The sequence below is a fragment of the Exiguobacterium acetylicum DSM 20416 genome (genome assembly GCF_000702605.1).
GTDB classification, from domain to species: Bacteria; Bacillota; Bacilli; order Exiguobacteriales; family Exiguobacteriaceae; genus Exiguobacterium_A; species Exiguobacterium_A acetylicum.
Genome location: NZ_JNIR01000001.1, coordinates 2,015,873 through 2,030,139 on the forward strand (window position 1 = coordinate 2,015,873; position 14,267 = coordinate 2,030,139).

At 48.1% G+C, this 14,267-nt stretch carries 17 protein-coding genes and 1 pseudogene; 2 read left to right on the plus strand and 16 right to left on the minus strand.

What is annotated here, in order from left to right; all coding sequences use genetic code 11:
• Positions 1-82: 82 nt before the first annotated feature.
• The 11 genes and pseudogenes from P401_RS0110765 to P401_RS0110815 form a co-directional block, all read right to left on the minus strand.
• On the minus strand, positions 83-757 hold the full coding sequence (locus P401_RS0110765; RefSeq protein WP_029342447.1) for a TVP38/TMEM64 family protein: 675 nt from the start codon (positions 755-757) through the stop codon (positions 83-85).
• Positions 754-1,413, minus strand: a complete 660-nt coding sequence (gene trhA / locus P401_RS0110770; protein WP_029342448.1) for a PAQR family membrane homeostasis protein TrhA — start codon at positions 1,411-1,413, stop codon at positions 754-756. Before trhA ends, P401_RS0110765 begins: the two co-directional genes overlap by 4 nt.
• A gap of 228 nt (positions 1,414-1,641) precedes the next feature.
• Positions 1,642-2,257, minus strand: a pseudogene (gene hisIE, locus P401_RS18900) (bifunctional phosphoribosyl-AMP cyclohydrolase/phosphoribosyl-ATP diphosphatase HisIE).
• On the minus strand, positions 2,254-3,003 hold the full coding sequence (hisF, locus tag P401_RS0110780; RefSeq protein WP_029342449.1) for an imidazole glycerol phosphate synthase subunit HisF: 750 nt from the start codon (positions 3,001-3,003) through the stop codon (positions 2,254-2,256). The pseudogene hisIE and the gene hisF overlap by 4 nt, the downstream one beginning before the upstream one ends.
• Complete coding sequence (gene hisA / locus P401_RS0110785) at positions 2,997-3,701, minus strand: 1-(5-phosphoribosyl)-5-[(5-phosphoribosylamino)methylideneamino]imidazole-4-carboxamide isomerase (protein WP_029342450.1); 705 nt, start codon at positions 3,699-3,701, stop codon at positions 2,997-2,999. The genes hisF and hisA overlap by 7 nt, the downstream gene beginning before the upstream one ends.
• Complete coding sequence (gene hisH / locus P401_RS0110790) at positions 3,674-4,261, minus strand: imidazole glycerol phosphate synthase subunit HisH (RefSeq protein WP_029342451.1); 588 nt, start codon at positions 4,259-4,261, stop codon at positions 3,674-3,676. Before hisH ends, hisA begins: the two co-directional genes overlap by 28 nt.
• Positions 4,258-4,839, minus strand: coding sequence for an imidazoleglycerol-phosphate dehydratase HisB (gene hisB / locus P401_RS0110795; protein ID WP_023469186.1), 582 nt, complete (start codon positions 4,837-4,839; stop codon positions 4,258-4,260). The genes hisH and hisB overlap by 4 nt, the downstream gene beginning before the upstream one ends.
• Positions 4,812-5,783, minus strand: coding sequence for a pyridoxal phosphate-dependent aminotransferase (locus P401_RS0110800; protein ID WP_029342452.1), 972 nt, complete (start codon positions 5,781-5,783; stop codon positions 4,812-4,814). Before P401_RS0110800 ends, hisB begins: the two co-directional genes overlap by 28 nt.
• The gene (gene hisD / locus P401_RS0110805; RefSeq protein WP_029342453.1) at positions 5,783-7,000 is read right to left on the minus strand and encodes a histidinol dehydrogenase; all 1,218 of its coding nucleotides are present in this window, start codon (positions 6,998-7,000) and stop codon (positions 5,783-5,785) included. Before hisD ends, P401_RS0110800 begins: the two co-directional genes overlap by 1 nt.
• On the minus strand, positions 6,997-7,608 hold the full coding sequence (gene hisG, locus P401_RS0110810; protein ID WP_023469189.1) for an ATP phosphoribosyltransferase: 612 nt from the start codon (positions 7,606-7,608) through the stop codon (positions 6,997-6,999). The genes hisD and hisG overlap by 4 nt, the downstream gene beginning before the upstream one ends.
• The gene (locus tag P401_RS0110815; RefSeq protein WP_029342454.1) at positions 7,609-8,430 is read right to left on the minus strand and encodes an ATP phosphoribosyltransferase regulatory subunit; all 822 of its coding nucleotides are present in this window, start codon (positions 8,428-8,430) and stop codon (positions 7,609-7,611) included.
• Positions 8,431-8,552: 122 nt separating this feature from the next.
• Here P401_RS0110815 and hisJ point away from each other — a divergent pair, with 122 nt between their 5' ends.
• Positions 8,553-9,347: a histidinol-phosphatase HisJ gene (gene hisJ, locus P401_RS0110820; protein WP_029342455.1), complete on the plus strand. Its 795-nt coding sequence runs from the start codon at positions 8,553-8,555 to the stop codon at positions 9,345-9,347.
• 38 nt (positions 9,348-9,385) lie between these two features.
• Here hisJ and P401_RS0110825 read toward each other — a convergent pair whose 3' ends face one another.
• The 3 genes from P401_RS0110825 to hxlA form a co-directional block, all read right to left on the minus strand.
• A complete protein-coding gene (locus P401_RS0110825; RefSeq protein ID WP_029342456.1) occupies positions 9,386-10,156 on the minus strand; it encodes a hypothetical protein in 771 nt (256 codons plus the stop codon).
• Positions 10,157-10,343: 187 nt separating this feature from the next.
• A complete protein-coding gene (gene hxlB, locus P401_RS0110830; protein WP_029342457.1) occupies positions 10,344-10,892 on the minus strand; it encodes a 6-phospho-3-hexuloisomerase in 549 nt (182 codons plus the stop codon).
• A complete protein-coding gene (gene hxlA / locus P401_RS0110835; protein WP_023469194.1) occupies positions 10,893-11,528 on the minus strand; it encodes a 3-hexulose-6-phosphate synthase in 636 nt (211 codons plus the stop codon).
• Between the two features lie 204 nt (positions 11,529-11,732).
• Between hxlA and P401_RS0110840 the strand changes: the two genes are divergently transcribed.
• The gene (locus tag P401_RS0110840; protein WP_029342458.1) at positions 11,733-12,098 is read left to right on the plus strand and encodes a winged helix-turn-helix transcriptional regulator; all 366 of its coding nucleotides are present in this window, start codon (positions 11,733-11,735) and stop codon (positions 12,096-12,098) included.
• A 54-nt stretch (positions 12,099-12,152) separates the two neighbouring features.
• Here P401_RS0110840 and P401_RS0110845 read toward each other — a convergent pair whose 3' ends face one another.
• Both P401_RS0110845 and P401_RS0110850 read right to left on the minus strand, forming a co-directional pair.
• Complete coding sequence (locus tag P401_RS0110845; RefSeq protein ID WP_029342459.1) at positions 12,153-12,662, minus strand: GNAT family N-acetyltransferase; 510 nt, start codon at positions 12,660-12,662, stop codon at positions 12,153-12,155.
• A 72-nt stretch (positions 12,663-12,734) separates the two neighbouring features.
• Positions 12,735-14,267 (minus strand): hypothetical protein, encoded by a 1,533-nt coding sequence (locus P401_RS0110850; protein WP_029342460.1) that lies wholly within the window; start codon positions 14,265-14,267, stop codon positions 12,735-12,737.

Here is a 14,267-nt window from a genome sequence, read left to right on the forward strand (position 1 = left end):
CTCATGATTCCCCCTAAATAAATGCTAGGCTGTTTTACCGTATCGGTTCACATCTCTGCACTCATATTATGCCATAAAGCGCTTACATACGCTCTTTATTTCGTTTATTTTTGAGAATCCGTTGAGCAACAAGTCCTACGGCAAAGAATAGGACATATAGTCCGATCGCAACGAAAAATTGCCAGGAGAACGGATCACGAAGGCTTGAGCCGATATTGTTGTAAACGAACGCACCGGGAATGATCCCGAGATAGTTGGCGATAGCGAACTGTTTAAAGCGGATTTTCGATAATCCAGACGCGTAGCTGATCGCGTCAAACGGAAATAGTGGAATCAACCGAACGACGAGCACGACGAGGAAACCGTTCGTCGCAATCCGTTCGTCGAGTACGTTCAGCTTCCCTTTTCCAATCAACTTCTCGACGCCACGGCGACCGAGCAATCGAGCGATCCAAAAGCTGAGCAAACCGCCGGTACCAGCACCAATAACATCAAGTAACGTTCCGAGCCACGGTCCGTACGTATACCCACCAAATAACGTAAGCAAGCTCGCCGGGAAAAAGACGAGTGGTCGGACAGTGTAGGCGAGCACGTAAAGCAACATCCCGGTCAGACCTTGATCCCGTACCCAATCCGATAATGCTTGAATGTCGAATTGCTCCAACATTCCCGACATCCGGAAATACAGGAGCAATCCAAGTCCAAACATAAAATACAGCGTGATCGGGAGCCAGTCCCGGAGCCGTAGTTTCTTCATGACATCGTCGCCGGAGCAACGTAGTAGAAAATCGAGAGGAAGATCAGGACACTGCCGGCAAGGACGAACAGATGCCAAATCGCGTGGTTATACGGCAAGCGTGCCCAAACGTAGAAAATGACGCCAAGAGAATACGAGAGTCCCCCACCGAGAAGCAGTAAGAAGCCTTGTAACCCGAGTGCTTCATAGATCGGCTTGATTGCAAATAGACAACACCAGCCGAGAATCAGATAAGATGCATTCGAAATCCAAACGTACTTACCTGTCGAATAGAGCTTCCAGATGATGCCGAGCGTTCCGACACCCCAGACGATTCCAAGCAACGTCCAGCCGAGCGGACCACGGAGTGTGATCAAAGCGAACGGTGTATAACTACCGGCAATCAAGAGATAGATACCGGCGTGATCTAAAATTTGCAAGACCTTGTTCGCTTTCGTATGCATCAGCGAATGCATCAAGGTCGAGAACAGATAAAGGAGAATCATCGTTGCCCCGAAGATACTGACAGCGGTGACGTTCCAAGCGCTACCTGATTTCGTCGCCTGCAAAATCAATAGGACCAGCGCGACGATACTGAAAATGACACCCAATCCGTGTGTAATGGCACTGGCGATTTCCTCTTTCAAGGAATCACCTTTTGCGAGCAGCTCTTCGATCGTTTCTTTCGATTGTTGCTTGATCGTTTGCTTAAGTTCTTTTTTGGTAACCAATCGAACACCTACTTTCTGACTGAAAAACATACGACTATGTGTTTGATTATACGCCCTTACGAGACAGCATGCCTATTGAAAGATTCTGTCGATTTGATGACAACCGTCATCTGTTTGTCTTTTCCCATTTCTCTATCAAAAAAATCCACATCGCGTATGCGATATGGATTCTGTTTACCACTGTTCAATATCCGGGCGATCCTTGAACGTCGATTTTGTTCCGTGACGTTCGTTAAGGACGGCTTCGACTTCTTTGAATGAGACACCACGCTCAGCGAGCAAGACCGTTAAGTGATACAACAAGTCTGCTGTCTCTTCTGCTAACGTATCGTTACCGGCGAGGACGACTTCAAATGCCTCTTCGCCGAATTTCTTCGCGATCTTCTCATACCCAGAAGCGATCAAATAGTTCGTATAGGATTCTGCTTCCTTGGCGTCAATCTTCGCTTTGACCGTCTGTTCCAGTTCGTATAACATCGGGCACCTCCACTTCCGTATAGAAACAACTGCGATTTCCGGTATGGCATGTCGGACCGTTCGCTTTGACCGCAATCAATAGACTGTCCTGATCACAATCGATCCACATCCGTTTGAGCTCAAGCGTGTTCCCGCTCGTCTCCCCTTTCGTCCAAAGACGATTCTTCGTCCGTGAGAAGAAGGTGACAAGACCGGTCGCAAGCGTCTTATCATAGGCGGCTTGGTCCATGAAGCCGACCATCAAGACATCGTTCGTCTGCTCGTCGACGACGACAGCAGCGACGAGTCCTTTTGAAAAATTCAATGTCGTCATCGGACTTTGACTCCCCGTTCTTTGAGGTAAGCTTTCGTTTCCGGCATCGTGTATGTCGCTTCATGGAAAATCGAAGCAGCTAAGGCTGCGTCGGCGCCTGCTTCCAAACCTTCCGCCAAGTGATCGAGCGTTCCAACACCGCCGGAAGCAATGATCGGCACGTTGACGACTTCACGCAGACGACGGATCAAGGCGAGGTCATAGCCGTTTTTTGTGCCGTCAGCGTCCATCGACGTGACGAGTAACTCACCGGCACCAAGCGCGACCGCTTCCTGCGCCCATTCGATCGCGTCACGTCCGACCGGTTGTGTGCCACCGTGTGAGAAGACCCCCCACGAGTCGCCTGTCTGTTTCGCATCGATTGCGACGACCGTCGCTTGGACACCAAACAGCCGGCTGACTTCTTGAATCAATTGCGGATTTTGAAGCGCTGACGAGTTGAGTGAGACTTTATCAGCACCGGCACGAATCAACCGTTTCGCATCTTCAATCGTCTTAATTCCGCCACCAACCGTAAACGGCATATAGATGACTTCTGCGACGCGTTCGACGATATCAAGCATCGTTTCGCGTCCTTCTTGGGTTGCTGAGATATCGAGCAAGACGAGTTCGTCCGCCCCTTGCTCGTAATAGTATTTCGCGACGGCGACCGGGTCACCAAGATCACGTAAGTTCTGGAATTTAACCCCTTTGACGACACGCCCTTCCTTGACGTCAAGACAGGGAATGATTCGTTTCATCAACATACGCGTAACACCTCTTTTAAGGCGAGTGATCCGTCGAGTAACGCCCGACCGACGACTGCTCCGTCCATCCCGATTTCTTTCAGACGCGCGACGTCGTCAACTGTCGTCACACCACCGGAAGCAATCAATTCGACCCCTTCCCGTTTTAACCGATCGAGGCCATCGACGTCTGGTCCCATCATCATCCCGTCACGTGAAATGTCCGTATACAGGAACGTCTTGATCCCTTTACCGATCAAGTGTGTCATTGCCTCTTCGAGCGTCCAACCGCTCGCTTCAAGCCAACCGCGAGTTTGGACGATGCCTTCTTTGGCATCCAACGCAACGGCCAGTTTATCACCAGCGAGGGCAATCATCTGCTCGAGTAACGCTTCGTCTTCAAGAGCGACCGTGCCGACGAGAATCCGGTCGATTCCGGCACCGACGTATGCTTCGACGGTCTCGATGTTACGGACACCACCACCAGCTTCCACGAACAACCCGGTCTCCTTTTTGATGTCGGCGATCAAGTTCAAGTGCAATGGTTCGCCGGCTTTCGCCCCGTCAAGATCGATCAAGTGGATTGCTGTTGCCCCGTCTTCTTTGAAGCGCTTCGCGATCGTCAGTGCATCGCCGAAGAATGTCTGTTGGTCAAAATCTCCTTGCTTCAGGCGTACAGCCTGTCCGCTCATTAAATCGATTGCTGGGTAGAGTTGCATGTCGTCTCTCTCCATTCCTTCAGTAGTTTCAGTCCGACTTCGCCACTCTTTTCCGGGTGGAACTGCATCCCGGTGACTTGTCCTTTTTGAACGATTGCTGGGACGAGACGTCCGTATTCAACCGCGTCGACGATCCATTCTGGGTCACAAACAGCGCCGTACGAGTGGACGAAATAGACCGCTTCGCCGTGGTTCGTCAGCTGGTGCCAACCCATGTGCGGCAAGCGGACGTCGCTCGGTAGTTTTTCGATCGTTCCCGGTAAGATCCCGAGACCTTCCGTCAGTCCATCTTCGTCACTTGATTCAAAGAGCAGTTGCATTCCGAGACAAATTCCGAGGAATGGTTTCTTTTCCGCTTGTTCTTTTAAGAAGTCGACGAGTCCCGTTTCCTTCAGGCGCTCCATTGCCGGTGCATAAGCACCAACACCCGGTAAGACAAGTGCTTCTGCTTGGTCGAGCAACTCCGTGTCACTCGTGACGATGACTGCTTCGCCGAGCTCCTTTAACGCCCGCTCGACATTCGCGATATTCCCGACGCCATAATCGACGATTGCTATCATTGATCAATCAACCCTTTCGTAGACGGTACCCCTTCGCTCGTCACGGCGACTGCCTGACGGACGGCTCGACCGAGTGCTTTGAACAACCCTTCGATCATGTGGTGGGTGTTTGAACCATATAAGACTTCGGCATGAATTGTCATCCGAGCACTCCGGGATAAGCCTTGGAAGAACTCTTCTGCGAGTTCCGTATCAAAGTCACCGAGCTTCGGATTCTTGAAACTAGCACGGAAGACGGTGAACGGACGACCGCTGAAATCAAGGACGACCGACGCAAGGGTCTCATCCATCGGTACACGCGATTCGCCGTAGCGTTCGATCCCGGCTTTATCACCGAGTGCTTCCGTCAATGCTGCCCCGAGGACGATCGCGGTATCTTCGACTGTGTGATGGGCATCAATCCACGTATCACCTTTTGCGGTTACCTTCAGACCAATCCGGGCCTGGAAGGCAAATAATGTCAACATATGATCAAAGAAGCCGACACCGGTCTTGATCTCAACCGGACCTCCTGCGAGATCAATCTCGACTTTGATGTCTGACTCTGCACTTACTCGTTCGCTTGCGCCACGCCGCATCGTAATTCCTCCTCTACACACGTTTCTAATACTTGCATCGCTTCTGGTGATCCACAACTGACACGGAAGGCCTGGTCAAACAAACGGATTCGTAATCCGACGTCAGCACAACGCTGCGTAAAGCGTTCGGCTACCGGATACTCGACATAGACGAAGTTCGCTGCACTCGGATATGTCTTGCCGATCGGGGCGAGAATCCGTTCGATCGCTTCGCGGCTCGCGTACGTTTCTTCTAAGACCCGATCGAGTTCCGGTTCTGCCATGATGGCGATGCCGACAGCTGCTGATAGACCAGAGACGTTATACGGTGATTTAATCTGTTCGATTTCTTCAATGATTTGTTCGCTCGCGATGACAAAACCAAGTCGGAGCGATGCGAGTCCGAACGCTTTTGAGAGCGTCCGTAAGATAATCGCTTTCGGATACTCTTCCAGTAGATGAAGCATCGATTGTTCGAGCGCGAAGTCGATGTAGGCCTCATCGATGACGACGTATTTACCACTGTCGAGCAAGCGACGGATGTCCGCTTCCTTCCGGAGGACACCAGACGGATTGTGTGGGTGGCTCAGGAAGATGATCTCACCCGGTGCTGCGATCAATCCCTCAACGTCAAGCGCCATCTCGTCAAGTAACGGTACCCGTTCAAACGGTGCCCGTGCGCGGTCAGCGTAGAACTGGTACATGACGAAGTCAGGTTCTGAGGCGATGACCGGCATGCCGGGTCCCCCGTAGCGGGCACATAAGTAGCCGATTAACTCGTCCGAGCCGTTTCCGGCGACGAGTTGCGTCGGACGGACACCGGCGTATGTTGCGTACGATGCCTTAACTTGATCGATGATCTCGACAGGATATTCATTTAAAGGGAACGTTGCGATCAATTCCTGGATCGCTTCGATCCCGACTGGACTGTGGGTCGTGAATCGTTCGTTTTGGTGTAATCGCATTAGTCTTCCCTCACTTCGATGGCTTGTGCGTGTGCTTCGAGTCCTTCGACCCGAGCAACGGTCTTCGCTGCGTTCGCGAGACGTTGTACGCCTGCGCGTGTTGCTTCGAGCATCGTCTGGTGGCGCAGGAACGTCCGTGCTGATAATCCAGACGCAAAACGAGCTGTTCCGGATGTCGGTAAGACGTGGTTCGTTCCGGCGACGTAATCACCAAGTGTTTCCGGTGTCTCGTGACCGAGGAAAATCATCCCGGCGTGACGGATCGATTTGACGACCTCTTGCGGATTGGCAACGGCAAGTTCCAAGTGTTCCGCTGCGAGACGGTTCGCTTCTTCGATCGCTTTCTCAAGTGGAGCGACGAAGACGCCACCGTTTTCCATTGCACGACGGGCAATCTCTTGACGCGGCAATTGTTGTAAGCGTCGCTCGATCTCCGCATCTACCGCTTGTTTCATCTCTTCCGTCGGCACGAAGGCGATCGCGACAGCATCACGGTCGTGTTCGGCTTGCGCGAGTAAGTCTGCTGCGATCCGGTCTGGATGCGCTGTTTCGTCCGCGATGACGACGACTTCTGATGGACCAGCGACGGAGTCGATGCCGACAATTCCGTAGACTTGGCGTTTTGCTTCAGCGACGAAGCGGTTCCCGGGTCCGACGATCAAATCGACGGCTTGGATGCTTTCTGTTCCGAATGTCAGCGCGGCGACAGCTTGTGCTCCACCAATCGTATAGATTTCTGTCACACCAGCGATCCGAGCCGCAACGAGCACCTCATCACTTAAGTTCGTCATCGGTGTCACCATGACGACGCGTTCGACACCAGCAACTTTCGCTGGGATGGCGTTCATCAAGACCGTCGACGGATAACTTGCTGCACCACCTGGAACGTAGATCCCGACCGAATCAACGGGAACGAACCGTTGACGTCGTGTCACGTCTGCTTCGACGAGTTCGATGTCGGACGGCAGTTCTTGTTCGTGCCATTCGACGAGTCGTGTCGCCATCAACTTCAACGAGTCGATCAAGTTGGCATCTGCCTGTTCGAAGGCTTGTGTGATCCGTGTTTCACTAAGACGGAAGTCCTCGAGATCGACCTGATCGAATTGGTTCGTGTAATCGCGGACAGCAGCGTCACCGTCTGTTGCGACGCGTTCGAGAATCGCGCGGACCGCGAGCTCCGTGTCGCGATCGATGCTGAAAGGTTTTGTCGGTGTCATGATCGTGTCACTCCTTCTGTCAATTGCTCGAGCAAGCGGATGACTTCCACCCGCTTCCGTTTTAACGTCCATTCGCTCGTAAAGAATCGAGCGCTGATATCGATGATTTTTTCGTATTCGTTTAGTCCGTTTGCCCGTAACGTCTCACCTGTCTCGACGATATCGACGATTGCGTCAGCAAGACCGAGTAACGGTGCTAGTTCGACAGAACCGTTTAACGGTACGATGTCGACGTCGACACCGAGTTCGCTGAAGTAGCGTTTCGCGATGACCGGATACTTCGTCGCAATCCGGACGCGGCGTCCACCTTCAAATTGCAACGGCTCCTTCGCGCAGACCGACATCCGGCAGACACCAAACGGTAATTCCGCGAGTTCTGATAGTTCTTGATCCGATTCGAGTAAGATATCACTCCCCGTAATCGCGACATCGAGGACACCTTGAGCAACGTACGGAATCAAGTCCGATCCTTTCATGAAGACGAATTCGTGCTCGCCCCGTTTGACGATCAGTTCGCGTTCAATGGCTCCCCATGTCTCGACGCCAGCTTCTTTCAGATAACGTTCTGTCGCTTTCGACAGCCGTCCTTTCGTAATTCCGATTCGCATTTAGAGCACCTCCGCCAACTGTTCGACCGAGAATCCGATGCCGAACGCCTGTTGTTCTTGTCCGAATTGTTCATAAAGCCGGTCGTAGCGTCCACCGACGAGGACAGGTTCCGTCACGCCTTCGATGAAACCGTGGATCGTGATCCCGTCGTAATACGTCTGTAAGCCCATTTGACCGAAGTCGAGATCAGCATTGACGGCTTCCGCGAGATCAAGCACGGCATTGAGTCGTGTCTCGTCGACGTACGGTAGGATCGTTTCTGCTCCTTCACGTCCGAATAATAAAGGAAGTTTTGCAAGCAAGGCATCATCGAGTTGACCCGCGATACGCTTCAGTTCGATGACGTTACGTAAACGGAGCATCTGTGTCACTTGGTCGCGTAAGTGGTGATCACCGACGCGTGTCTCGATCAAATGCTCGATTAATCCGGCATCACCGATCGAGAGTGTGACTTCTTTTCCTGTCAGTTCTTCGACGAGTCGGACCGCGAGTTGAATTGCTTCGACTTCTGCGATTTGTCCCCGTTCCTCGAATCCGACCTGGAACTTCTCTTCCGGTTGAAAGACCGAGCCACTGTAGAAGACACGTTTATATTGTTCGCGACCACGTTCGCTAAGGGCACGCGCGACACTAGTCGTAAAATCCATCCGAATCTGTTCCCGTCCACCGATTTCCTCAATTAAGGGGGTGATTAATCGGGTATAGTTAGATTGTTCGATTCCATCTTCGAGCTGACGGATGACTTGCTGGAGCCGCGTTGCCGAGGCGCCGACGTAGTCCGTCGCTCCATCCTTGAGTCGAATCGTAGAAAATGATTGCATACTCCCACTCCTTTATCTTATTATCACTGTACCACGCTAAATTATTTAACGATAAGATACCGCGTTTCGGGCACATTGTCAATCGCTTTGCTTGCCAATTCTAAAAAATCGGAGGGTTACTCATGCAATTATTGAAATGGGACGGTCACGTCCACAGTCCATATTGTCCACACGGTACGAAGGATCCACTTGAAGCCTACATCGAGCGTGCCTTAGAGCAAGGCTTAGAACGGATCAGCTTCACGGAACATGCCCCTTTACCTGAAGGTGTGACGGATCCTGCACCAGATAACGATTCCGGAATGTCGTTTGCGACAGCCGATGCCTACCTGAAGGAATTAACGCAACTCCGCGAGACATACAAGAATCAGATCGACATCCGGATCGGGATGGAGTTCGACTACTGGGAAGGACATGTCGACGGGACGCGTGACATCATCGCTCGCTACGCTGACATCTTGACCGACGGGATTCTTTCACTGCATTACTTATACATTGATGATCAGTATTACGGCGTCGACTTCAGTAAGGAAAGCTTCGGTGAGATCGTCACGAAACTCGGAAGCGTCACGGCGGTCCACGAACGCTATTATGAAGGCATCCAAGCCCTCGTCATGACGGACCTCGGTGCACACCAGCCGAAGCGCCTCGGTCACTTGACGTTACCGACGAAGTTCATCCAAGCCTATCCGCTCGAGTCGAACCCAACGAACCTCGACGACACGTTACGGAAGATCCGTCAGGCGAACTTCACACTCGACGTCAACACAGCAGGACTCCGGAAGCCGTTATGCGGTCTTTCCTATCCTTACCCGGAACTCTTGCAAGTCACGCAGTCGTTATCGATTCCACTCGTCTATGGATCAGATGCCCATCTCGCAAAAGATGTCGGTGCTGATTTTGATTTCAAATGGTAAACAAAAATCCGGATGCCGCAGCGTCCGGATTTTTTTGTTTAGGAATATGGAAAATCAGCAGCGTCGACAGGAGCAATCGATCGTGCTAATTTTTTTAATTGTGCTAGCGACACGTTACCGGACAGGAGGACGATTTGATTGTCCTCGACGAAATAGAGGTTCGTTTTCCCTTGTTTCTGCTCGAAGTAAACCGTCTGCCCGTTCGCAAGTGTCGTTTCCTTCCAGTCCTCGCCTTGAACATCTTGCTTTGGAACAACGGTTAGCAGAATCATTTGGGACTTCGTGTGGAAGAACCAAACACTATCGTCCCCATTAGGAGTCGAACTACTCATAATCGCTTGGAATGTCGAGAACGGTAAATTCAAGCCGCGAGCAGAACTACTCTTCTTAATATTTTGAACGTCGTCATACGAGACGCCTCCTAACATCCAGTTCTTCTCTTGCTTGGTATACTCTAGTACAGCAAGACGATCTGCTCCTTTTGGGTAACGCAGCGTTACGTAAGCATGATTTCCGACAACGATACTGCTCCAGATATCGCCTTCAGTCGGATGCGCTTTTGTTCCATCCTTAAAGTAAAACGTCACGTGACGACGGAAATCCGCTTCAAACGAATCCTGTTCTGAAAAGTCCTTCGCTTTAATGCGTTGTACGATGGCATCGGGATTATTTACATCTTCAGCAGTATTATCCTCGATCCAGTGTGATCTAAGCTGATTCACTGGCGGACTTTGGTCTGATTCCATACAACCGGTCAAAATACTTGCAGCGAATAATGCACTGATTACACCAATCCGTTGAAATCGCATGACAATCTCCTTTTCCTCTTTTTTCCTTTCTTTGAGTATCTCACGTTGCGGGACTACGTCTTTAAGAAAATTACGAAAAGAAGGAAAGGAGAATTTCTGATTAATACGCATTTATACATGAAGAGATCTACAGACAAAAACAGACTAGCCCTCTTCGATTGAAGAGAACTAATCTGTTTCGTGTGTTTCACTCTAAGTTGGCATGTTTCCCGTACATCGTTTGTGAATCAAGCCGCTTATCTTCCATGATCTGCAGAATCAAAGCATCATAAAACAACAACATCGTCTGTTCGAACAACGAGCCCATCGGTTGAACCGTCTCATCTGCTGATGCCGTTTGTTCTTTCGGAACTCCAGGCAGTTGGACGACCAAGTCGGCTAATCGCGCTAGCGTTGACGTCGGATTGATCGTTACGACGGCAACCGTTCCACCGAGTTGCTGTGCTTTCTCGACGATTGGAACCAGGGTTTTCGTCTCACCCGACCCGGAACCGACGATTAACACGTCACCCTCGCGTAAATTCGCCGTGACCGTCTCGCCGACGACATACGCGTCAAGTCCCATGTGCATCAGCCGCATGACGAACGCTTTCCCCATCAAGCCGGAGCGACCGGCTCCTGCGAGAAAGATTCGGTTCGCTTGCAGCACAGCATCTGCCAGTTCTTTTGTCTCCGTCGCATCGATCGCTTCGACCGTCGAAGTCAGCTCTTCGATAATCGTTTGAATGTGTGTCATTTACGCCTCTTGCAGCATCCGGTGCATCGTTGACGCTGTCTCTTGTTTATCATCTTGTCCCGTGATCCCACCACCGACGATGATCAGGTCAGGACGTGCTGCGATGACTTCCGGTAACGTCTCCATCTTGATGCCACCCGCAACAGCTGTTTTTGCATTTGTCACAACTGACTTGATTGTCGCAAGATCCTCGAACGAGTTTTGACCGACTGCTTGGAGATCGTAACCTGTGTGGACACAGATGTAGTCGACGCCTAACGCATCAAGTTCTTTTGCACGTGTTGCGATATCTTTCACAGCAATCATATCGACGAGAATCTGTTTACCTGATTTTTTTGCTTCTTCGACTGCCCCTTTGATCGACATGTCTTCGGCTGCACCAAGGATCGTCACGATGTCGGCACCGTGTGCGACAGCTTGGCTGACTTCGTAGCCGGCAGCATCCATGATTTTCAAGTCAGCGAGGACCGTTAAGTTCGGGAACGCGGCTTTCATTTCTTTGACGGCGCGAAGCCCCTCGTTGATGACGACCGGTGTGCCGATCTCAACGATATCTAGATTGTCTTCCCCGATTTCTTTGACTAAAGCAATCGCACCTGCTGTATCGACTAAATCGATGGCGAGTTGTAATTTCATTCTGTATCTCTCCCATTCTTCTCTGTATTGTCGTACCTGACACTTCCTTCAGACGTTCAAGAAGGAACAGGACTAAATATAATCCGCAGGAGCATTCTTGAGAAGTACGCACTTTTAATTTACATAGTGCGGTTTTTCATACATAGTGCGGAAAAGTATACTGTCGAACGTAAGAAAGTCTATACTGGAGCAGGAGGTGGAACGATGCCACATTTTGAAGACCGTCAGTTTAATTGTGAGAAGGAATTGACCCTCTCGATCATCGGGGGAAAATGGAAGATGCTCATTCTTTGGCACTTAGGCAAAGAAGGAACGAAACGCTTCGGGGAACTGAAAAGTCTGATGCCCGGGATCACGCAACGGATGCTCGTCAATCAACTACGGGAACTCGAAGACCACCATATCATTCACCGGGAAGTCTATCCGGTCGTACCACCGAAGGTCGAATACTCGTTGACACCGCATGGACATAGCTTAATGCCAATTTTAGATGCGATGTACGACTGGGGTAAGGATTATGCGAAAAACGTTCTTGAGATCGACTTCGAACAACAAAAGATATCCCCATAAAAAAGATGCTCATGGTCTCGTCTCTTTTCAGAGATAAGTCCACGGAGCATCTTTTTAGGATTCTTCTGTCGTATAGATCTTCGACATCGCCAGTTCATCAACGTATTCTCCATCGATGAAGAGAGACGCAATCTGCGTTCCTTCAATGTTGAAGCCAAACTTATGATAGAGCTCGATTGCCCGCAGGTTATCCTTGCGAACCGTCAACTCGAGTCGGACGAGTCCCGCTTCAATGGCAAACGCATCGACTGCCTCAAATAGACCCGCACCGAGTCCACGACCGGTATAAGCATCCAGTAAGCCGATGACGAGATTTGCCCGATGACGAATCCGAATCGGTCCACCACCGACGACGAGCACGTATCCGACGAGTTGTTCATCGACGTCCACTACGAAGATGTCTGAGTTCGTAGCCTGACCGAACTTCTCGATGAACGCCTCGGCTTGTTCCGTTGACAGGACGCGTTCCTCCGGCTCATACAACATATATTTTGTTTCCCGATCAATGCGTCGCATTAAGTCCGATAAGGCTTTTCCGTCCATCAAGGTAGCGCGTCGTATCATAGGTGTCAGCTCCGTTCAAAGGAATCACATAAAAAATATTCTGTAATTTCCCCCAAAAATTAGTAGTTAAGATTAGGTACTTGATTGAGCTTTTACGTTTGAAAGAACTAAATCATAAATTAACTTCCCTAAAATTTCATTTTTTTGATTTTCTTCATCATTTAGTATTAAACTTGATAAATTATCTATAGAGTATTCATCAAATAGATTAGGAAATTGTTTTTTTAATTGACTCTTATATAATGCATTCAAAATATAGCTTTGTTCTATTTTTTTATTTACATAGCCTCTATATTCATTATAAACACTCTCTAATTGAAAAAGTGCAACGTTGTTATAAATCATATACTTCTCAGTATCGGATTCACAATTCGCATGAATTCCAATTTTATAATCCTCACTTTTCCCTAGGGCGATATCCACAAAATTAACTTTTTTAATCGTTTTAATTTCATCCAAAATGAATATTTTATTAAAATTATAGGTTTTTTGTACCTTATTAAAATTTTTTTCAATGGTATTTTTTACAGCAGTAATACATTTTCTTTGAATTGAGTTCTTTTTCTTTTGTGATTCGTATTTTTTTCTTTCAGTAAGAATTTTTCCATATTCTATACTTAATTCAGAAATTAATTTTTCATTTAATTCTAGGGCTTCCAGTTCACCTAAACTCATTAATTGTCGTAATTTCATAAAATAAATATGGAGGCTTTGGGAAATTTTCAAGATGCATTTGTACATAGCTTCGTTTTCACTATTAAACTCTTTTATCTCTAAAAGCGATTCATATATTTTATTTAAATCTTCTTCATCTTTGTTGAACTCCTCAATTTTTTCGAAATCGAATAAATCATTTTTGGAAGTTAAATCTAAATAATATCTTTCCTCTTTGGAAAAACCTGCCCCTTCGACTTCCCCCAATTTCTCAAAAGCACTTTTAAAGTCGTCTTTAGAGTAAATAAATTTAAACTTAAATTTATTTACTAAGTTTTTATCATAAGGAGAGAAATTCCTTGTAAAACTTGTATAATAAGCACTCTTGAAACGCTGATTACAATATATACAACTCGGAACTAAATTAGATAATGTAATCGCAAAAATCGGAAAAATACTTTTTGGTAAAAAGTGATCTAAATCGGCCATTCCTCTTGATGAGGCTCCTGATAGAAATTGATTAGATTGAACCGTATGAATAAAGTTCGCATTACAGTATGGACAAACAACTTGATTTAATTTTTTTAAAAAAATATAGCTGTTCCACGAAACATTACTTCTTTTAGTAAAATTATCATAAGCTTTAAGAAAAGCGTTTGAAATATTGGAAAGTAAAATTAAAAAATCATTTTTAACTTTGTTACTTATTAATAATAAATCTTTTAAATCATAAACTAATGTTAGATATTCCATTTGAATCTTTTTTAAATCTTCAAAGCTACAACTTACAATCTTTTCTAAATTAGAAATCAAATAATTAATAATCCCCAGAAAAGGTTTATTATTTTGTCGTTCGCTTAATGAAGAGAGGTCTTTTTTTAACTTACTACTATCATCAGCTAAGATTTTATGCTGCATAAGTAAAGAATTAGGAATCTGAATGTGAATCAT